The organism is Pigmentiphaga sp. NML030171 (assembly GCF_002188635.1).
GTDB classification, from domain to species: domain Bacteria; phylum Pseudomonadota; class Gammaproteobacteria; order Burkholderiales; family Burkholderiaceae_B; genus Pigmentiphaga; species Pigmentiphaga daeguensis.
The window spans coordinates 37,388-55,031 of record NZ_NINX01000038.1 but is presented as its reverse complement, the minus strand read 5'-3'; the positions used below and the strand labels follow the sequence as shown (position 1 = coordinate 55,031).

The 17,644-nt window shown below is 69.1% G+C and carries 20 protein-coding genes; 8 read left to right on the top strand and 12 right to left on the bottom strand.

Annotated elements, in window-relative coordinates; all coding sequences use genetic code 11:
- Positions 1-4: 4 nt before the first annotated feature.
- The 6 genes from CDO46_RS18075 to CDO46_RS18050 form a co-directional block, all read right to left on the bottom strand.
- Positions 5-973, bottom strand: coding sequence for a tripartite tricarboxylate transporter substrate binding protein (locus CDO46_RS18075; protein ID WP_087839876.1), 969 nt, complete (start codon positions 971-973; stop codon positions 5-7).
- A gap of 25 nt (positions 974-998) precedes the next feature.
- Positions 999-1,475, bottom strand: coding sequence for a RidA family protein (locus tag CDO46_RS18070; RefSeq protein ID WP_087839875.1), 477 nt, complete (start codon positions 1,473-1,475; stop codon positions 999-1,001).
- 16 nt (positions 1,476-1,491) lie between these two features.
- A complete protein-coding gene (locus tag CDO46_RS18065) occupies positions 1,492-2,484 on the bottom strand; it encodes a tripartite tricarboxylate transporter substrate binding protein (protein ID WP_087839874.1) in 993 nt (330 codons plus the stop codon).
- Between the two features lie 24 nt (positions 2,485-2,508).
- A complete protein-coding gene (locus CDO46_RS18060) occupies positions 2,509-3,393 on the bottom strand; it encodes a polysaccharide deacetylase family protein (RefSeq protein WP_087839873.1) in 885 nt (294 codons plus the stop codon).
- Between the two features lie 45 nt (positions 3,394-3,438).
- On the bottom strand, positions 3,439-3,825 hold the full coding sequence (locus CDO46_RS18055; RefSeq protein WP_087839872.1) for a RidA family protein: 387 nt from the start codon (positions 3,823-3,825) through the stop codon (positions 3,439-3,441).
- Positions 3,826-3,909: 84 nt separating this feature from the next.
- Positions 3,910-5,172, bottom strand: coding sequence for an alpha-hydroxy acid oxidase (locus tag CDO46_RS18050; RefSeq protein ID WP_087839871.1), 1,263 nt, complete (start codon positions 5,170-5,172; stop codon positions 3,910-3,912).
- A 123-nt stretch (positions 5,173-5,295) separates the two neighbouring features.
- Between CDO46_RS18050 and CDO46_RS18045 the strand changes: the two genes are divergently transcribed.
- The gene (locus tag CDO46_RS18045; protein ID WP_087839870.1) at positions 5,296-6,195 is read left to right on the top strand and encodes a LysR family transcriptional regulator; all 900 of its coding nucleotides are present in this window, start codon (positions 5,296-5,298) and stop codon (positions 6,193-6,195) included.
- Positions 6,196-6,204: 9 nt separating this feature from the next.
- Here the strand turns inward: CDO46_RS18045 and CDO46_RS18040 are convergent, their stop codons facing one another.
- Positions 6,205-7,182: a tripartite tricarboxylate transporter substrate binding protein gene (locus CDO46_RS18040; protein ID WP_176400785.1), complete on the bottom strand. Its 978-nt coding sequence runs from the start codon at positions 7,180-7,182 to the stop codon at positions 6,205-6,207.
- Positions 7,183-7,326: 144 nt separating this feature from the next.
- On the opposite strand from CDO46_RS18040, the gene CDO46_RS18035 reads away from it, so the two are divergent.
- The 3 genes from CDO46_RS18035 (at position 7,327) to CDO46_RS18025 (ending at position 10,112) form a co-directional block, all read left to right on the top strand.
- Entirely contained in the window at positions 7,327-7,896 is a 570-nt protein-coding gene (locus CDO46_RS18035; protein ID WP_087839868.1) for a DNA-3-methyladenine glycosylase, read from the top strand.
- 131 nt (positions 7,897-8,027) lie between these two features.
- A complete protein-coding gene (locus tag CDO46_RS18030) occupies positions 8,028-9,005 on the top strand; it encodes a tripartite tricarboxylate transporter substrate binding protein (protein WP_087839867.1) in 978 nt (325 codons plus the stop codon).
- A gap of 15 nt (positions 9,006-9,020) precedes the next feature.
- Positions 9,021-10,112 (top strand): CaiB/BaiF CoA-transferase family protein, encoded by a 1,092-nt coding sequence (locus CDO46_RS18025; RefSeq protein ID WP_087839866.1) that lies wholly within the window; start codon positions 9,021-9,023, stop codon positions 10,110-10,112.
- 6 nt (positions 10,113-10,118) lie between these two features.
- Here CDO46_RS18025 and CDO46_RS18020 read toward each other — a convergent pair whose 3' ends face one another.
- The 5 genes from CDO46_RS18020 to CDO46_RS18000 form a co-directional block, all read right to left on the bottom strand.
- On the bottom strand, positions 10,119-11,075 hold the full coding sequence (locus CDO46_RS18020) for a LysR family transcriptional regulator (protein WP_087839865.1): 957 nt from the start codon (positions 11,073-11,075) through the stop codon (positions 10,119-10,121).
- A gap of 20 nt (positions 11,076-11,095) precedes the next feature.
- A complete protein-coding gene (locus CDO46_RS18015) occupies positions 11,096-11,980 on the bottom strand; it encodes a DUF72 domain-containing protein (protein ID WP_087839991.1) in 885 nt (294 codons plus the stop codon).
- A gap of 4 nt (positions 11,981-11,984) precedes the next feature.
- Complete coding sequence (locus CDO46_RS18010) at positions 11,985-12,548, bottom strand: GNAT family N-acetyltransferase (protein ID WP_087839864.1); 564 nt, start codon at positions 12,546-12,548, stop codon at positions 11,985-11,987.
- 99 nt (positions 12,549-12,647) lie between these two features.
- Positions 12,648-13,292: an OmpA family protein gene (locus tag CDO46_RS18005; RefSeq protein WP_087839863.1), complete on the bottom strand. Its 645-nt coding sequence runs from the start codon at positions 13,290-13,292 to the stop codon at positions 12,648-12,650.
- A gap of 141 nt (positions 13,293-13,433) precedes the next feature.
- Positions 13,434-14,246 carry an alpha/beta hydrolase gene (locus tag CDO46_RS18000; RefSeq protein WP_087839862.1) on the bottom strand — a complete coding sequence of 271 codons (813 nt, stop codon included), beginning with the start codon at positions 14,244-14,246 and terminating at the stop codon, positions 13,434-13,436.
- Positions 14,247-14,488: 242 nt separating this feature from the next.
- Between CDO46_RS18000 and CDO46_RS17995 the strand changes: the two genes are divergently transcribed.
- From CDO46_RS17995 to CDO46_RS17980, 4 genes are all read left to right on the top strand, one after another.
- Positions 14,489-15,067: a YSC84-related protein gene (locus CDO46_RS17995; RefSeq protein WP_087839861.1), complete on the top strand. Its 579-nt coding sequence runs from the start codon at positions 14,489-14,491 to the stop codon at positions 15,065-15,067.
- Positions 15,068-15,213: 146 nt separating this feature from the next.
- Positions 15,214-15,501, top strand: coding sequence for a hypothetical protein (locus tag CDO46_RS17990; protein ID WP_087839860.1), 288 nt, complete (start codon positions 15,214-15,216; stop codon positions 15,499-15,501).
- The gene (locus CDO46_RS17985; RefSeq protein WP_087839859.1) at positions 15,502-16,911 is read left to right on the top strand and encodes a hypothetical protein; all 1,410 of its coding nucleotides are present in this window, start codon (positions 15,502-15,504) and stop codon (positions 16,909-16,911) included. It begins immediately after the preceding gene.
- Between the two features lie 32 nt (positions 16,912-16,943).
- The gene (locus CDO46_RS17980; RefSeq protein WP_132979273.1) at positions 16,944-17,624 is read left to right on the top strand and encodes a hypothetical protein; all 681 of its coding nucleotides are present in this window, start codon (positions 16,944-16,946) and stop codon (positions 17,622-17,624) included.
- Positions 17,625-17,644 lie beyond the last annotated feature (20 nt).

The window sequence follows — 17,644 nt, the reverse complement described above, 5'->3', positions numbered from 1 at the left end:
GGTCCTAGTTGAAGACGATGTGGGCCTGCTTGATGACGTCGGTCCAGCGCGCCAGGTCGCGTTTCAGGAAGTCCGCGGCCTGTTCGGGCGTGCCCCCGACGATCTCGGCGCCGAGATCCTTCAGGCGCTGGCGGATGTCCGGCTGCTGCAGCCCGGCGTTGACCGCCTCGTTCAGCTTGTCGACGATCTTGCGCGGGGTGCCGGCCGGCGCGAACATCATGTACCAGGCGCCGATCTCGTAGCCTTTCAATCCCGCCTCGTCCACGGTCGGGACCTGCGGCAGCAGGGCCGAGCGCGAGCGGGACGTGACCGCGAGCGCGCGCAACTGGCCGCCGTTGATCAGGGGCAGCAGCGCCGGCATGTTCTCGAAGGCCAGCTGCACGCGGCCGCCCACCAGGTCGACCAGCGCCGGCGCCGTGCCCTTGTACGGCACGTGCGTCATGTCCACGTGGCCCATCAGCTTGAACAGTTCGCCGCCCAGGTGGGACGATGAACCGTTGCCGACGGACGAGAACGCCAGCTTGCCCGGATTGGCCTTGGCGTAGGCCAGCAGCTCGGGCACGGACTTGACCGGCAGCGACGGGTTGACGACGAGCACATTGGGGACGATGGCCACGAAGGCGATGGGCGTCAGGTCCTTGATGGGGTCGTAGCGCAGGTCGGGGAACATGCTGGGCGCGGTGGAGTACGAAGGCATGCTGCCCAGCGTGATCGTGTAGCCGTCGGCGGGCGACTGGGCAACGTGGGCGGTGCCTATCGTGCCCGAGGCGCCGGGGCGGTTCTCGATCACGACGGGCTGACCGAAGCGCTGGGAGATGGCCTGGCCCAGCGCGCGGGCCAGGATGTCGTTGGCGCCGCCGGGCGTCCACGCGCTGATCAGGCGGATGGGCTTGGCCGGGTAGTCCTGGGCGGCGGCGCAGGCCGCGGCCGTCATCAGGCCAACGGCGGCCGCGATGCGTAGGGAGGATTTCATGAGGGATCCTGTCGCGTGGAGGCGGTCAAGCCGGCGTGATTTCGAAGGTGCACAAGGTCTCGACCGGCGCGGTGTAGATCAGGTCCGGCACGCTCAGGCTGGCGCGGGCCATGGCGGCGCGTTCCGGGCCGAACACCTCGACGAACAGATCGGACGCGCCGTTGGACACATAGGGTGCGCGCTCGAAGCCCGGCGCACCGTTCACGTACACCACCAGTTGCACGACCCGCACGATGCGATCGAGGTCCTTGAGCACCGCCTTCGCCTGGGCCAGGTGGTTGATCGCGCACAGTCGGGCCGACTGGTAGGCCTCTTCCACCGTGACCTTGTCGCCGACCTTGCCCAGGTAGGGAAAGTCGCCGTTGGTGTGGCCCAGGGTGCCCTGGCAGAAGAACAGGCCGCCGGCGGCCACGCCGGGGACCAGGGCCGGGTTTGCCTTGATGACGGGCGCGTCGGGCAGCGTGATGCCCAGTTCCTTCAGGCGGTTTTCGATCGCGGACATGGTGCTTGCTTCCTTGTCATTCGAGAGAGATGTTGGCGGCCTTGATGGCGTCGCGCCAATAGGTGAATTCGGAGCGCCAGAACCGGTCGAGTTCGGCGGTGTTCATGGGCGAGGGGACGGCACCGAGCTCCTTGAGCTTGGCCACCGTTTCCGGATCCCGGGCGGCGGCCAGCACGGCCGACTCCAGGCGGGCCAGCACGGCGGGCGGGACGCCGGCACGGGTGAAGATGGAGATCCAGCTCGAGTTCTTGAACGCGGGCAGGCCGGACTCGGCGATGGTCGGCACGTCGGGCAGCACGGCGATACGCTCTTCCGTGGTCACCCCCAGTGCCGTGACCTGTCCCGCCTTGATCAGGCTGATCGGACCGGTCACGTTGTCGAACACGGCGGTGATGTTGCCGGCCAGCAGGTCCTGGATGGCCGGCGCGGCGCCCTTGTAGGGCACGTGCGTCATCTGGATGCCGGCCATCTTGGCCAGCAGTTCGCCCGACAGGTGCTGCACGCCGCCGGCGCCGCCCGTGCCGAAGGTCACCTTGCCGGGATTGGCCTTGGCCCAGGCGATGAATTCCTGCAGATTGCGCGCGGGCACGTTCTTGTTCAGGATGATCACGTTGGGCAGCTTGCCCACCATGGCGACCGGTTGCAGGTCCTTGATGGGATCGTATTGCAGGTTCTTCTGTGTCAGCGGGTTGATGACCGCCGTGGTCACGATGTTCACCAGCACCGTATAGCCGTCGGGTTCGGCGCGCGCCACTTCGGCGGTGCCGATGGCGCCGGAGGCGCCGGGACGATTGATGACGACCACCGGCTTGCCGAGCTCGGTGGACATCTTCTGCGCGATCATCCGGCCCACGACGTCGGTCGAGCCGCCGGGCGCGAAGCCGATCACCAGCTTCAGCGGCCGGTCGGGAAAGGGCGCCTGCGCCAGGGCGGGCGTGCCGGCGCAGGCCAGCGTCGACAGCGTGGCGGCCAGCAGGGCGCGCCGGATGCGGGGGTGGCTGGTGCTCATGGAAACCTCCGGGTGGGAAGGGAATCAGCGCCTGATGGCGGCGCGCACGTGGGCGATGGCTTCCTGGCGCGTGCCTATCCAGATGTCGTCCGCGGCCTTGGCCTTTTCGATCAGTTGTTCGAACACATGGATGCCGGTGATGCGGCCGAACACGTGGGCGTGGATGGACGGGTCGATGCGCACGGCGCCTTTCTCGCGGGTGCGTACGTAGTCCAGCCAGTCATCGAACATCTCGACCATCATCCGCGGCGAATTGCCGTAGCGGATGTACATGGGCGTGTCGTTCAACTCCATGCCGCCTGGGAACGCGGCGATCTCGCGGTCGCCGAAGCGGACCAGGTAGGGCAGGTCGTCGTTCATGGTGTCGCCGTGCCATTGGTAGCCGGCCTCGGCCAGCAGGCGGGCGGTGCGCGGGCTGGGCGTGGCGCGCGGGCTGATCCAGCCCTGCGGCCGGCGGCCGGTGGCCTGTTCGAACAGCGCCGTGGTGCGCGCCAGGTTGGCGCGTTCCTGTTCCTCGTCCAGGTAGGCGGGGATCACGTCCATGCCGTACGAATGGGCGACGATCTCATGCCCTGCATCCGCGATGCGGCGCACCACGTCGGGATAGCGCTCGGCCAGCACGCCGCAGATGATCATCGTGCTGCGGATGTCATGCTGTTCCAGGATGTCCAGGATGCGATGAATGCCGCGGCGCATGCCGTATTCCACCCACCCCAGCGCGTTCAGGTCCGGCACGCCGGGCTTGAGCGGATTGCCCATCGGCCCCAGCGAGGGCCAGGCGCCGTCCGACCACCCTTCGCAGGCGACGCGGAAGAACACGGCGATGCGCTTGCCACCGGGCCAGAGGAAATCGGGAGGCAGGAGGTATTCCTGGCCTCCGGCATGGACGTCTAGGGTGGGTGCGGGCATGGGATGGTCCTTGCGATGGCGGGGAGGTGGCGGCCGGGAAGGTGATCAGACTTCAGCCACGCATTCGATCTCGAGCAGGAAGTCCTTGCGCGGCAGACGGGCCTCGACGGTGGTGCGGGCGGGCCATTGCATGGAGTCGTTGCCGAAGAACTCGCGGTAGATCTCGTTCATCTCGTCGAAGTCGGCACGGCGGTCCAGGAAGATGTTGACCTTCACCACCTTTTCCAGGCTGGAGCCGGCTTCTTCCAGGATGTTCTTCAGGTTGGTCAGGCATTGCCGCATCTGTGCCGGAAAGTCGCCCTTGGCCAGCTGCATTTCGCCGAAGTAGGCGGGGCAGCCCGACACGAAGACGAGGTTGCCGGTGCGCACGGCGTGGGCGTGGGGCGCCTTGGTGCGGGTGACGTTGGGGCTGTAGATGACGGTCTTGGTCATGGCGGAGATCTCCGTGTTCGATGGATCCAGGGGTGGAGGAGGCGGCGGGCGCGGGGCCCGCCGCGAAAAGGTGGTCGTTGTCCTTCAGGCGGCGCGGCGGCCTGCGCCCACGGGTGCGAGGAAGCCGGCATCCAGTTCGTCCAGCGTGTTGACGCCCAGCATGGCCATGCCGCGGTCCACTTCGTCGCCCAGCAGCCGGACGGCATGGCGAACGCCCGCAGCGCCCGCCACCGCCATCGCGTAGTTGAAGGGGCGGCCGACGAACACGCAGCGGGCACCCAGCGCCAGCGCCTTGAGCACGTCGGTGCCGCGGCGCACGCCGCCGTCCATCATGACCGCCAGGCCGCCCGCCGCCTCGACGATGGCGGGCAGGACGCGCAGCGGCGACACCGCGCCGTCCAGTTGCCGGCCGCCGTGGTTGGACACGATGACGCCGTCCACGCCCAGTTCGCGGGCGCGCGCGGCATCGGCGGGATGCAGGATGCCCTTGAGCACCAGGTGCCCCTGCCAGCGCCGGCGGATGCGCGCCACGTGTTCCCAGTTCAGGTGGTCGCGCGCGGTGAAGTCGCGCATGACGCGGGAGGACAGGATGGGGGCGCCGCGCGTGGCGAACGAGTTCTCGAAATGCGGCATGCCGTGGCGGGCCAGCGTGCGCAGGAAGGTGCCGCACAGCCAGCGCGGATGGCTCACGCCGTCCCAGGCCAGCCTCAGGCTGGGGCGCAGCGGCGTGGAGAAACCCGTGCGCAGGTTGTTCTCGCGATTGGCCATGACGGGGATGTCCACGGTCAGCACCAGGGTGCGGTAGCCGGCCTGCGCCACGCGGTCGATCAGTGGATCGATGCGCGCGGCATCGCCGGGCAGGTAGGCCTGGAACCAGGTGCCGGGCGCATGCGGGGCGACGTCTTCGAGCGGGATCAGCGAACTGCCGCTCATGATCGACGGCATGTCCGCCTCGGCCGCGCCGGCGGCCAGCACGATGTCGCCCCGGTAGGCGGACAGCGCATTGATGCCCATGGGGGCGATGCCGAAGGGGCGCGCGTAGCGCGTGCCGAACAGCGTGATCGACTGGCTGCGCCGGGACACGTCGACCAGGGTGCGGGGAACGAAGCCGTATTCGGCGAAGGCCGAGGCGTTGTCGCGCAGCGAACTGTTGCGCTCGGCGGCGCCGGCGACGTAGCCGAAGATGGGACGGGGCAGGCGCCGCCGGGCCAGATCCTCGAAGTCGTCCAGGCACAGGGCCTCGCGCAGGATGCGCGGCTCGTCCAGCCCGGCCGGCCGGGAGGACGGCTGGGCCGGAGCTGTGCCCAAAGGCAGGGACGTAGGCGTGGGGTCGGCGTTGGCGCTCATCGGGATCGCGGCGTGCGGTAGTTCCAGTCGAACGCCACTCTACGGACCCTGCTTGTATGAAGAAAGCGATAAAATCCCAATAAGCTATTTCGCTTTTTGGAAAATAGGTCCGCCCGCCACGCCATGACGCTCAAGCAACTCGAGGCCTTCTACTGGGCGGCTACCTGCGCCAGCTTCGCCATCGCGGCGGAGCGCCTGCACCTGTCCATCTCCTCGCTGTCCAAGCGCATCAACGAACTCGAACAGTCGCTGGGCGTGGGCCTGTTCGACCGTTCCGGCCACAGGGCGGAGCTGAGCGAGGCGGGGCGCAGACTGGTTCCCCGGGCATGGAACCTGTTGCAGGAGGCCGAAGCCGTGCGGCGCTGCGTGGCGGTGGATACCGGCTTGACCGGCCGGTGCCGCATAGGCGTGGGCGAGCTGACGGCGCTGACCTGGCTGCCCCGGCTGCTGAAGCTGGCGCGGCGCGAGCATCCCGACCTCGTGGTCGAGCCCATGGTGGAGGTGGGCGCGGCCCTGGAGCACGGACTGGAAAGCGGCCAGCTCGACTGCGCCGTGATCGCCGGTCGCTCGCCCCGCCCGGACATCTGTTCCGAACGCATAGGAGAGGCCCGTTTCTCGTGGGTGATCGCCTCGGATACCGAGCCCGCGGCAAGCGCGATGAGCGATCGCCTGCTGGACGCCCATCCCCTGATCACGCTGGCGCTGGGCGCCGGCACCACGAGGTTGCTGGACGACTGGTTGAACGACAGCGGACTGGATGTCCGCCAGCGCCTGATCTGCAACAACTGGGGGGCCATCGCCGGCTTGGTCAGCGAAGGGGTGGGCGTGGGGATGCTGCCCGCCGCCTGGGCCGCCGAGCTGGCCAGGCGCGGCCGCATACGGGTGCTCAAGAGCTCGCCCGCGCTGGGGCCCTTGCCCTATTCGTTCCGCTGGCGGCGGGACGATACGCGGCCGGTGGTGCCCGGCATGCTGGCCATCGCCCGCCAGGCCATCGACTTCTCGGCACGGAACCGGCTGCTGTAGGAACAGGCCCTAGTCGAGCCTGATGTTGGCGTCGCGCACCAGCTTCGCGTTCAGCTTGAGGTCCTTCGCGATCAGTGCGCCCAGTTGCGACGGGGCCCCGGGGGCGACGTCGAAGCCCATGCCGCCCAGCGTGGCCCGCGTGGCGGCCGCTTCCAGCGAGGCGTTGATCGCCTGGTTCAGGTAGGCGACCACCGCGGCCGGCGTGCCGGCCGGGGCCAGCACGCCGTACCAGGAGTTGGTCTCGAAATCCGGGTAGCCCTGTTCAGCGATGGTGGGCAGGTCGGGGGCCAGCGCGGAGCGGGCCTTGGACGTGACGCCGTAGCCGCGCAGCTTGCCGTTGGCCAGGTAGGGCAGCATGTCGGGCAGGTTGTTGAACATCAGGTCCACCTGTCCGCCCAGGATGTCGGTCAAGGCCGGCACGCCGCCCTTGTAGGGCACGTGCAGGATGTCCACGCCGGCCATCTGCTTGAGCATCTCGCCCGCCAGGTGGGCGGAGGTGCCCGTGCCGAACGAGGCATAGGACAACTTGCCCGGATGTTGCCTGGCGTAGGCGATCAATTGCGGCAGGGTCTTGGGCTCGAGTCCGGGCCGGCCCACCAGAATGTTCGCGGTGGCGCCCAGCAGGGCGACCGGCGCGAAGCCGTGTTCGGTGTCGTAGGGCAGCTTGGCGTAGAGCGAGGGGTTGATGGTGAAGCTGTTGGCCACCGTGACCAGGGTGTAGCCGTCGGCAGCGGATTTCGCCACCTGGTCGACGGCGATGACCGTGCCCGCCCCCGGCTTGTTCTCGATGATCAGGGGTTGGCCGAACCGGCCCTGCATGCCCTGCGCGACGGCGCGCACGACCTGGTCCATGGTGCCGCCAGGCGGGAAGGGCACCAGCCAACGCACCGGGCGGGCGGGGTAGGACTGGGCGTGGGCGGGCACCGCGGGCAGCAGCGCGCAGCCCGCCGCGCCGGCCATCGTCAGTAGGGCCTGGCGTCTATCCATGAGTGCGTATCCTCTCGGGAAGGGGAGGTGGACCCGCTTCGTGCCGGGCCGCGCGGGTGTTGGCAAAAGTATCGGGAGATCGGCGGCGGGCGGCAATCGTCCCAGCGGATACACTCTGTTCTCGCTGCGAGAACGGATGTCCCCATGCCTTACCTTGCCCATATCGATTTCCATGCTCCGTCGGCCGAAGTCGGTCCGCTGCTGATCGGCGTGACCCTGCTGGTGGACGGCGTGGGCGGACGCATCGTGGAGGCCGAGGCCTACGACAGGGAGGACCCCGCCTCGCACAGCTTCTCGGGGCCCACGCCGCGCAATGCCTCGATGTTCGGCGAACCCGGCAGGGCCTACGTCTACCGGTCTTACGGCATCCACTGGTGCCTGAACCTGGTCTGCCGCGAATCCGGCCACGGCGCCGGGGTGCTGATCCGCGCGCTGGAGCCGACCCATGGCCTGGACATCATGCGCGCAAGACGCGGGGTGGACGATCCGCGGCTGCTGTGCTCGGGACCGGGGCGCGTGGGCCAGGCCCTGGGCATCGATCGCAGCTTCGACGGCATGCGGCTCGATCGCCCGCCCTTCGAACTGGTGGCGCGCGAGGGCGAGCCGGACATCGCCACCGGTCCGCGCATCGGTATCTCGAAGGCGCTGGACGTGCCGTGGCGTTTCGGGATGGCCGGTTCGCGCTTCCTGAGCAAGCCCTTCCCGCGGCGCTGAGCGCCGCGCGCCGCGGCCCATAGAAAAAGCCGAAGGCGGGTTCCCGATTTTCGAATTGTTGCGGGGGGCGGGCGCGGCCACAATCGCGGTCACTCGGCATTCATGCCCATACCCATGACAGGAGACCCGCCATGCGCGCACGCATTCTTGCCGCGGCACTGGCTTGCTGCCTCGTGCCGGCAGCAAGCCAGGCCGCCCCGGCCGATACCTACCCCGACCGCCCGATCCGCCTCGTGGTGCCCTATGCCGCCGGCGGCGGCGTCGACCTGCTGGCGCGGAAATTCGCCGAGGCGCTGGGCAGCCAGGTGGGGCAGAGCGTATTCGTCGAGAACAAGGTGGGCGCGGGCGGCACGCTGGGCGCGGTGTCGGTCTCGCAGGCCAAGGCGGACGGCTACACGCTGCTGTTCGGCGGCTCGCCCATGATCACCAACAAGCTGATCAATCCCGCCGTGGGCGTGGACGTGCTGAAGAACCTGGCGCCCGTGTCGCTGATCAACATGAATCCCTTCGTGCTGGCGGTGGCGGGGACGTCGCCCTATCGATCGATCCAGGACATCCTGGCGGCCGCCCGCCAGTCCCCGGGCAAGCTGAACTTCGCCTCGGGCGGCGTGGGCACGGGCTCGCACCTGGCGGGCGCCGCGCTGGCCACGGCCACCGGCATCGACGTGGTCCACGTGCCTTATCGCGGCTCGGTGGATCTCGTGCCTTCGCTGCTGGGCGGCCAGACGCAGTTCTGCTTTCCGGTCGTGACGGCGGCGCTGCCGCAGATCGAATCGGGCGCCGTGCGGGTGCTGGGCGTGACCTCGGCCAGGCGCCTGCCCATTCTTCCCGAGGTGCCGACGCTGAAGGAGGCGCTGGGCAACGACGACACGGTGATCGAATCGTGGAACGGCGTCTGGGGGCCGGCGGGCATGCCCGCGGACATCGTGGCCAAGTTGAACCGCGCGATCCACGAGACCTTCAAGCGCGGCGACCTGAACGCGTTCTTCGACAAGAACGGATCGCCGGTGGAGCTGTCGCCGACCGCGGACGATTTCGCCGACTTCCTGGCGAAGGAAACCGCCAAGTTCTCGCGCATCGTGCGCGCTTCCAAGATCGTTCAATTCTAGGCGCATGGCCATTCTATGAACCAAGATTTCCTGCCGCTGGCGGGCGTGCGCGTGCTGGATTTCTCGCACGTCATCGCCGGCCCCCTGGCGACCTTCTACCTTGCCCGGATGGGCGCCGACGTCGTCAAGATCGAGAAACCCGCCGGCGGCGACGTGCTGCGCCGGTCCGAGCGGGGGCCGTCGGCCTTCCTGTCGCTCAATGGCGGCAAGCGCTGTGTATCGCTGGATTTCCGCACCGAGCAAGGACGCGCCCAGGTCCTGGAGATGGCGCGCGAGACCGACGTGTTCGTGGACAACTTCCGCCCCGGATCGCTGGAGCGGCACGGATTGGGCTACGAAGCGATCCGGGCGGTCAACCCGCGCGTCGTCTATTGCTCGATCTCCGGGTTCGGCCGGACCGGGCCCTGGGCCGACCGGCCGGCCTACGACCACGTCGTGCAGGCGATGACCGGCATGGCGATGATGGGAGGCATGGAAGGCGACGACCCGATCAAGACCGGTTTCCCGGTGGTCGACGCGGCCACGGGCATGCTGGGTGCGCTGGCCATCGTGAGCGCCCTGCACCAGCGCAACCGCGACGGCCGCAGCATCCTGCTCGATGTGTCCATGGCGGCGGCGTCCATGCAACTGATGTACAGCTGTGCCGTCGAGGCCCTGACCAAGGGCGTGTCGCCCCGCCGTGTCGGCAACCAGGGCTATTCGGGCAGCCCCGCCGCCGACTTCTTCCGCACGCGCGACGGCTGGATCGCGCTGGGGGCCAATACGCCCGCGCAGTTCGCCCGCCTGCTGGAGGTGCTGGGGCTGCAAGAGCTGGCCACCGATCCTGCCTTGTTCGACGTGTCGTCCGGGCCGGGCGAGCAGGTGTCTTTCCTGAGGGCGAAGGACCCCGTGTTGCTCAAGGCGCGGCTGCGGGAGCGGATGGAAGAATGGGAGGCGGCGCAGCTCGAACAGCGGCTGGCCCAGGCCGGCGTGCCGGCGTCCAAGGTCCGGTCGGTGGCGGAGTTCGCGGCCGACGCCGTCGCCAGCGGTGCGCTGGAGCCGGTGGTGCTCAAGGATGGCGAGGACAGCGCGACGGTGCCGGGGCTGGGCTTTCGCGCCTGGGCCTGAGCCGGGTCAGGCCGCCCGCGCGGCGGCCATCTGCCGGGCCGCCCAGACCACGGCCTGCCGCAGCGGTTCGACCCCGGGTAGCTGCATCACGGGTTGGCGCGCCAGGAACGCCAGCCGGCTGACCGGGATGTCGTCGGCGACGGGCAGTATGTGCACGCGGCCCATCCCGGCATAGTGGCGGACCGGCGACGACGGCGCGAAGGTCAGCATGCGGGTGGCCGCCACGACCTCCAGGTTCGTGTGATACGGGAAGGACTCGATGCGAGGTTCCGGCGGGACCAGGCCGGCGCCCAGGAACACGCGCTCGAGCACCCGTCGGGCCTGGGACGCCTTGGGCGGGACGATCCATTCCTGGTTGGCGAGATCGCTCAGCCGCAGCGAGGCATGCCGCGCGAGCGGATGGTCCGTCGCGCAGGCGAACAGCCGGCTTTCCTCGTGCAGCGGTTCGATGTGCAGGTCGGTCAGGCGGCCGCCCTGCACGGGCAACTCGTCCAGGTGGCAGATCGCGCAATCGATCTCGCTCCGGTCCAGGCCGCCGTACAGCACGTTGATGCCGCCATGCGTGATGGCGATGCGGGGCAGGGTGCCGGTGGATTCCATCCGGGCCATGGCCTGCGGCAGCAGCCAGGCGTCGAGCAGCGGCAGGACGCCGACGCGCACCAGCGGCGTGCTGCCCCGCACCACGCTTTCCAGCGCCGTGTCGAACGATGCCAGCGCGATGCGCAACTGCCTCAGCGCGAGATTGCCGGCGTCGGTCAGGCTGCCCCCGCGTGCGTTGCGTTCGATCAGCGTGGTGCCGAAGACCTCCTCCAGCGTCTGCACCATGCTGGTCACGGTGGGCTGGCTCAGGTGCAGGGCCTGCGCTACCGCGGCCAGCGAATGGTGCTCGGCCACCAGCTCCAGCAGGCGCAGGTGCTTGATGCGCAACTGGTCGCTGCGGTTGCGTCTGCTGTCGATGTTCACGTCGGCGTCTCGCGGAAAACCTAGGACGCCCGCATGGGCAGCCCCAGGTTGCTCATCAGCGTCTTGGCATTGCGAGGCGCTTCCACCTTCGCGTCATTGTCGAAGTAGCAGAACACATGGCGCCCGGCGGCGCGGCGCGGCGCCTTGCCGCCCATGCGGCGGGCGTCGCGTGGTTCGCCGCCGCGTGCCCAGGCCCGGATGCGCCGGGCCCAGCCATCCAGCGCCGCGTCGGTGTAGCCGCTGACGTACAGCTCCTGGTCGCCGTGCAGGCGGATGTAGACGAAATCGGCGGTGACGTCTTCGTAGTAGGGCCATTTGCCGGCGGTGTCAGCCACCACCAGGGCCATGCCGTAATGCCGCAGCATGTCGGTGAACGCCGGATCGACGAAACTGTCGTGCCGGATCTCGATCGCGTGACGCAAGGGCAGGCCGGGCTGGGCAGCCAGGCTGGCGCGGCCCTGCATGCGCGTCTCGTGCCGGGCCGCCAGCGCGCGGGCGTGATCGGTATCGTGCGGCAGGGCCTTGAAGAAGGTTTCGAACAACGCCGGGTCGAACCGCAGGCTGGGCGGGAACTGCCACAGAATGGGGCCCAGCTTGTCCTTGAGTTCGAAAAGCCCCGACGCCAGGAAGTTGGCCAGCGGCCGATCGATTTCGCGAAGCCGCAGGATGTGGGTCATGTAGCGCGGTCCCTTCACGCTGAAAAGGAAGCCCTTGGGCGTGTCGGCATGCCAGCGGGCGTAGCGCTCGGGCGTCTGCAGCGAATAGAACGAACCGTTCAGTTCTATGGTCGAGAATTCGCGCGACGCGTAGGCCAGTTCCAGCCGCTGCGGCAGGTCGTCCGGATAGAACACTCCTCGCCAGGGAGGGTAGCGCCAGCCGGAGATGCCCACGCGCATGTCGCCCATGGTGTCATGGACCGCCGGGAAGGCTGCGGTCACCCTGGCCCAGCGGCAACTGCATCATGACGGTATCGACCCAGCGGCCGTGCTTGAAGCCCACGCTGCGCAGCACGCCGGCGTGTTCGAACCCGACCTTGCGGTGCAGGGCGATGGAGGCCGCGTTGCCGCTGTCGCCGATGACGGCCACCATCTGGCGCCAAGGCCCTTCCTGGCAGCGCGCGATCAGGGCCCGCATCAAGGCCACGCCGATTCCGCGCCCGCCTGTGCCGTCGGCGACGTAGACGGAGTTTTCTATGGTGTGGCGGTAGGCCGGCCGCGCGCGGTAGCTGCCGGCATAGCTGTAGCCGACGATCGTGCCGTCCTGCTCGGCCACCAGGTAGGGCAGGCCAAGCTCGAGCACGGCGGCGCGGCGGGCGCGCATGTCTTCCACGGTGGGCGGAACTTCCTCGAAGCTGGCGATGCCGTTCAGGACATGGAAGGCGTAGATGGCCTGGATGGCGACCAGGTCGGCGTCGCAGGCGTCGCGGATGACGAGCGTGGGCGAGGGGGACAGGAGTGCGGAGGTGCTGGACATGGCGATGAACGTTCCTGGAGCCCGGCCGCGGCCGGGCGCAAGCCATTACTTTACCCAAGAACGCCGCCGCCCCCCATCGGAGGGCGGCGAAGTCGCCGGTCAGTTCTTGGTGGCGTACAGGTAGATCTCGGTGCGGCGGTTGGCGGCGCGGCCTTCCACCGTATCGTTGCTGGCGATCGGGTCGTTGGGGCCGCGGCCTTCGGTGGTCAGGCGCGCGGGCGAGACGCCCTTGCTGGTCAGGTAGTTGACCACCGCCTGCGCGCGGTTCTGCGACAGGGTCTGGTTGAGCGACATCTGGCCGGTGTTGTCGGTATGGCCGACGGCCTTGGCGCGCAGTTCGGGATGCTCGTTCAATGTCTTGGCGACGCTGTCCAGCACGGGCAGCAGCGCCGGCTTGAGCGCGTAGCTGCCGGTGTCGAACGAGACGCTGCTGGGCACGTTGACCTTCAGCGAACCATCGTTCTGCTCGGTCATGTCGATGCCCAGGTCTTTGGAGCCGGACTTCTCGACGTCCTGCTTGACGGTTTTCCAGTTGTAGCCGACCAGCCCGCCCGCCACGGCCCCCAGGCCGGCGCCGATGGCCGCGCCCTTGGAGTTGCCCAGCAGAGCGCCCAGCCCGGCTCCCAGGGCGGCTCCGCCGCCGGCGCCGATGGCCGTGTTGGTCTGCTGCTGGTTGGCGCAACCGGCGACGAAGACGCCAAGCGCCGCGACCAGGGCAATTTTGGAGAGGGTGTTGGTTTTCATGTTGACCTCCTGGAGTGGACTGGGCAAAAGCGCCGTTACGTATTCGCGACGCTTTAGCAGGCTGATGTTAGCCCTTCCATATGACCGGGAATCGCAACATTTTGTACGTTTTGAGGATGGTTTGCATTCTTGCCGCGGCGCTCAGCCGGCGGCGCGGCACTGGTTGCGCACGAACTGCCGGATGCGGTCCATCGCGTGCAGCGAGGCGGGCGAGCCCGGTTCGACGGTGATGAACATATGGGCCTCGTCGTCGTACTTCAGCACGTCGATCGCGCCGCCGGCCCGCCGGTATTGCTCGCCGAAGGCATCGGCGCGGAAGTGGTCGACGTTGGCATCGTCCGTGCCCTGTATTAGCAGCACGGGCGGCAGGTGGCGGGCTTCCCCGCGTTCCACGATCAACTGGGGGTTGTCCCGTTCCATGGCGGCCTCGTCCTGCCAGAAGGCGTGGTGCGCGTCCAGCAGTGGCGCGAGCCGGCGTTCGCGGGCCATCCGGTAGCGTGCCAGCGGATCCAGGATCGGCCAGCAGGCCACCGCAAAGCGGACCAGCGGCGCCGGATCCGCCGCCGCGCCAGGGGCGCCCCCCAGCAAGGCGTTCAGCATCAGCAGGTGGCCGCCGCTGGACGTACCCAGGCCGCCCACCCATTCGGGACGGCTGCCCAGCCGGTTCGCGTGCCGGCGGGCCCAGGCCAGGCCGGCGTGGACGTCGGCGAAGGTGGTGGCCGCTTCGGCCTGCGGCGGCATGCGGAAATCCAGTGCGAACGTGGCAATGCCCTCGTCCGCCAGCGCCTCGTGCATGGAGGCATTGTTCAGCCGGTTGCCCCGGATCCAGGCGCCTCCGTGCACGTCGACCAGCAGGGGGACGGCGGCATCGCAGCGGGGCCGGTACAGCCGCCCCGGCAGGGCCTGGCCGTCGAAGGCGGGGAACTCCAGGTCTTGAATGTCGAATCCGGACATGGGCGGGCTCGCTTGGAGGCGGACGTCCTGTTTTGGTCGATATGCCCCGATCTTCGCACACTTGGCGGCTTTCCGTGCTTTTCGCGGCGCGCATGCGGGGCGACGGCCGGATGCAACAGCCGGGTTACGTTTGCATTCGCCGTTTTGACGTATATCCGGCAGAATGGCTGTGCTTGCCGCGGCGGGCCTCGACCCTTCCTCCGGAAGCTGCTTGCGGGCAAGCTCACTCAAGGAGAGAGAGCATGAAACGTCGTCAGTTCCTCTACGCCACCGCTACCGCCGGCCTGCTGGTCGCCGCGGGTTGCACCACGACCGACCCCAACAAGGGCGGCGACAGCTCGCCCGCCGCCAAGCGCAGCCGGATCGATTCCGGGGTCAACGAAACGCTGAACCGCCTGTATTCCACGGTCGACGGTTCCCGCGAACTGGGCAACAAGGCCCGCGGCATCCTGGTCTTCCCCAGCGTGATCAATGCCGGCTTCATCGTCGGCGGCGAGTACGGTGAAGGCGCGCTGCGCGAAGGCGGACGCACCACCGGCTACTACAGCACCGCCAGCGGCTCGTTCGGCTTCCAGGCCGGGGCGCAGTCCAAGGCGCTGGTGTTCATGTTCATGAACCAGGCCGAACTCGACCGCTTCAAGTCCAGCAACGGCTGGACCGCCGGCGTGGACGGATCGGTGGCGGTGGTCAAGGCGGGTGTCAACGCCGCGGTCGACACCAATACCGCCCGGGCTCCGGTCGTGGCCTTCGCGCTGACCAACGCCGGCCTGATGGCCGGCCTGACGGTGGAAGGCACCAAGATCTCCAAGCTCAATCTGTAGCGGGACCGGCCGCCGGCGGATGGGGATGACCTTCCTGTCCGTCGCGGGATCCTCGCATTGCCGGTGCGGGGCGGTTCCCGGAAACTGGCGGCACCTCCGCGGACGGTTGGGCACGGCGCCCGGCGCGCGGGGGTGGAGTCCCGCCCATGTCTCTTCCTGTTTTCTCCGCCCGGCGGCGTCGGCAGCGCGGCCAGTCCATGGTGGAGTACGTCATCATCGTCGCGCTCGTGGCCGTGGCCGCGATCGCCGTCTACCAGCTGTTCGGGCAGGTGGTCCGTTCCCAGACGGCCGCGATGGCCCGCGAACTCGCGGGCGAGGACGGCTCGACCGAATCGCGGGCGGCGCAGACCGCGGCCAAGGGTGCCCGGTCCCAGACCTCCGCCCGTTCGCTCAAGTCCTTCACCGGCAACGCCGCGCAGGCGGGCGCGAACTAGATGCGCGCCGTGGATCGCTCGCAGGCCGGACAGGCGTTGGTGCTGGCGGTGGCGCTGCTCGCCGCGGCGGCCGCCGGGTTGGTGCAGCTCTTCAACGGCGGGCAGCTGCTGCGCGAGAAGGTCCGGTTGACGCGCGCGCTGGATGCGGCGGCCTATAGCGGCGCGCTGGCACAGGCCCGGAGCCTGAATTTCCTTGCCTATGCCAATCGCGCGCTGGTGGCCCACCAGGTGGGCATGGCGCATGCCATCACGCTGGCCTCGTGGGCCAGATTCGGCGATACGCAGGCGCGCCGGCTGGCGTCTTCCAATCCGCCCGCCAGCCTGATCGGCGGCCTGTTCGGCGCCGCGCATGGCCGGGCCTACCGGAGCGCCGCGGGCGCCGCCGGAGCAGGCAGCGCCGCCGACTGGGGAGACGGCGCGCTGGCCCGCGCCTTCGCCGAACACGATCGCGTCGTGCACGATGTCCTGGTGCGGGCGCAGGCGGCCGTCCAGCAATCGTTGGCCGACACCCGCATGCGGACCATGCGCGCCGTGCTGGCCGCCCACTATGACGATGGCGCCACGCATCTGGACGCATCCCTGCTGGCCGATACGCTGCCGGGTTTCCTGGTCCGGCATGGCGGCGCGGCGCGGAACCGGCTCAGGGGAATGGTGGAAGAGGCCAACGCGCACTACGGCTTTCTGTCGCCGCGCGATCACGACCGTCGCAGTTTGTTGCCAACGGAGTGGCGATGCCCCTGGCTGCGGCACGAGCTGCGGCGCCGGGGCGCGACCTCGCTGATGGGGCTGGATGCCTGGCGGTCGGTCGACACGCTGTCCTTCCATGCGCTGCGGTCCAATCGCTGGATAGGCTGCTACTACCGTGAATACCCCATGGGCTGGGGCAGCGCCAGGAGCGATGCTTCGTTGGCGGACGACGATCTGCCCCATGTCGATGAACCTCCCGAGGATTTCTCCGACCAGGATTTCTGGCGCTGGGTGAGCGGGCATACCGATTGGAACCTGCTGGATGGGGCGGCCAATCCGCTCGCCAATTCGTTCGCGTTGTCGCAAGGCGTGCTGTGGCAGGGCCGAGGACTGCCGTCGTTCGCCGGATTAGCCGGCAAGCAGGCCGGAGAACCGATTCTTCGCTTTGCCGCAAGGGCCACCCGCGATGCGGCGGCCATGAGGACGACGGACGCCGCCGGGCCACGAGGCGGAGCGGGCCGCCTGGCGTCCGGAGCGGGGCTGGGGGCGGGCGGACTGGCCGCGGTCAGCGCCGCGTCGACCTACTATCGACGACCCGTCGGGCGTGCCGACGGGGGCTCGGAGCGACCCAGTCTGTTCATGCCGTACTGGCAGGCCGGCCTGAGTCCGGTCGCGGCGGCGGAGCGCGAGCAGGCATGGCGCAGGCAGGGGGCGACGCGATGAACGGGCCCATGGAGCGCCAGTGTGGCCAGGCCATGGCCGAGGCCCTGCTCGCGCTGGGCGTGCTCGGAACATTGTGGGTGTTGGGCTCGGCACTGGGGCGGCTGCAGGATCTCGCGCTACAGACCGAGTTCGCCGGACGCCATCTTGCCTTCATCGTCGCGCAGGAGGCGCCGCGGGAAATACGCGAGCGCGCACAGGCCTACTTCTTTCATCCTGATCGCCATCGCTGGCTCAACCATGATGGATCCGCATTGCTGCCCGATCGGGCCGGACGATTTTCCATGGACCTCCGGCAGGCGGCCGGGCTGCTGCCAGACCGGGCGCAGCCCGGGGGGAATGCCGAGCCGGCGCGCATGATCAGAGGGGAGTTGTTGCCGGCGTATCCGGGGCTGGTGGCCGGGCGGGTGTCGGTGCAACCCGACGTCGCGCCGGCTGCCAGGCTGGGCGGGTGGGGAACCAGGGCCCCGCTGTCCAGCCGGTTCGCGATCCTGGTGAATGCCGGCCACGCCCGGGACGATGGCGATGTCCAGGCGCGCATCGCCGGCGCTCCCAGGGCGTGGAGCGACGCCGCGCGGCGTACGGAGCGGGCCGGCCGCGCCGTGTCGGCATTGTCGCGCGTCGATCGGCCCTGGGACCGCCCGCCGCCGCAATTCGATTGGCTCACGGCGTGGCAAGGCCTGCTGCCTTCGGACCTTGCGGGAGGCTCGCGATGATCGCCGCCCGGTGCCGCCAG

Coding starts and splice junctions, on each gene's coding strand:
- CDO46_RS18075 (WP_087839876.1), bottom strand. CDS start 973: ATGAAATCCTCCCTACGCATCGCGGCCGCCGTTGGCCTGATGACGGCC.
- CDO46_RS18070 (WP_087839875.1), bottom strand. CDS start 1,475: ATGTCCGCGATCGAAAACCGCCTGAAGGAACTGGGCATCACGCTGCCC.
- CDO46_RS18065 (WP_087839874.1), bottom strand. CDS start 2,484: ATGAGCACCAGCCACCCCCGCATCCGGCGCGCCCTGCTGGCCGCCACG.
- CDO46_RS18060 (WP_087839873.1), bottom strand. CDS start 3,393: ATGCCCGCACCCACCCTAGACGTCCATGCCGGAGGCCAGGAATACCTC.
- CDO46_RS18055 (WP_087839872.1), bottom strand. CDS start 3,825: ATGACCAAGACCGTCATCTACAGCCCCAACGTCACCCGCACCAAGGCG.
- CDO46_RS18050 (WP_087839871.1), bottom strand. CDS start 5,172: ATGAGCGCCAACGCCGACCCCACGCCTACGTCCCTGCCTTTGGGCACA.
- CDO46_RS18045 (WP_087839870.1), top strand. CDS start 5,296: ATGACGCTCAAGCAACTCGAGGCCTTCTACTGGGCGGCTACCTGCGCC.
- CDO46_RS18040 (WP_176400785.1), bottom strand. CDS start 7,182: ATGGATAGACGCCAGGCCCTACTGACGATGGCCGGCGCGGCGGGCTGC.
- CDO46_RS18035 (WP_087839868.1), top strand. CDS start 7,327: ATGCCTTACCTTGCCCATATCGATTTCCATGCTCCGTCGGCCGAAGTC.
- CDO46_RS18030 (WP_087839867.1), top strand. CDS start 8,028: ATGCGCGCACGCATTCTTGCCGCGGCACTGGCTTGCTGCCTCGTGCCG.
- CDO46_RS18025 (WP_087839866.1), top strand. CDS start 9,021: ATGAACCAAGATTTCCTGCCGCTGGCGGGCGTGCGCGTGCTGGATTTC.
- CDO46_RS18015 (WP_087839991.1), bottom strand. CDS start 11,980: ATGGGCGACATGCGCGTGGGCATCTCCGGCTGGCGCTACCCTCCCTGG.
- CDO46_RS18010 (WP_087839864.1), bottom strand. CDS start 12,548: ATGTCCAGCACCTCCGCACTCCTGTCCCCCTCGCCCACGCTCGTCATC.
- CDO46_RS18005 (WP_087839863.1), bottom strand. CDS start 13,292: ATGAAAACCAACACCCTCTCCAAAATTGCCCTGGTCGCGGCGCTTGGC.
- CDO46_RS18000 (WP_087839862.1), bottom strand. CDS start 14,246: ATGTCCGGATTCGACATTCAAGACCTGGAGTTCCCCGCCTTCGACGGC.
- CDO46_RS17995 (WP_087839861.1), top strand. CDS start 14,489: ATGAAACGTCGTCAGTTCCTCTACGCCACCGCTACCGCCGGCCTGCTG.
- CDO46_RS17990 (WP_087839860.1), top strand. CDS start 15,214: ATGTCTCTTCCTGTTTTCTCCGCCCGGCGGCGTCGGCAGCGCGGCCAG.
- CDO46_RS17985 (WP_087839859.1), top strand. CDS start 15,502: ATGCGCGCCGTGGATCGCTCGCAGGCCGGACAGGCGTTGGTGCTGGCG.
- CDO46_RS17980 (WP_132979273.1), top strand. CDS start 16,944: ATGGCCGAGGCCCTGCTCGCGCTGGGCGTGCTCGGAACATTGTGGGTG.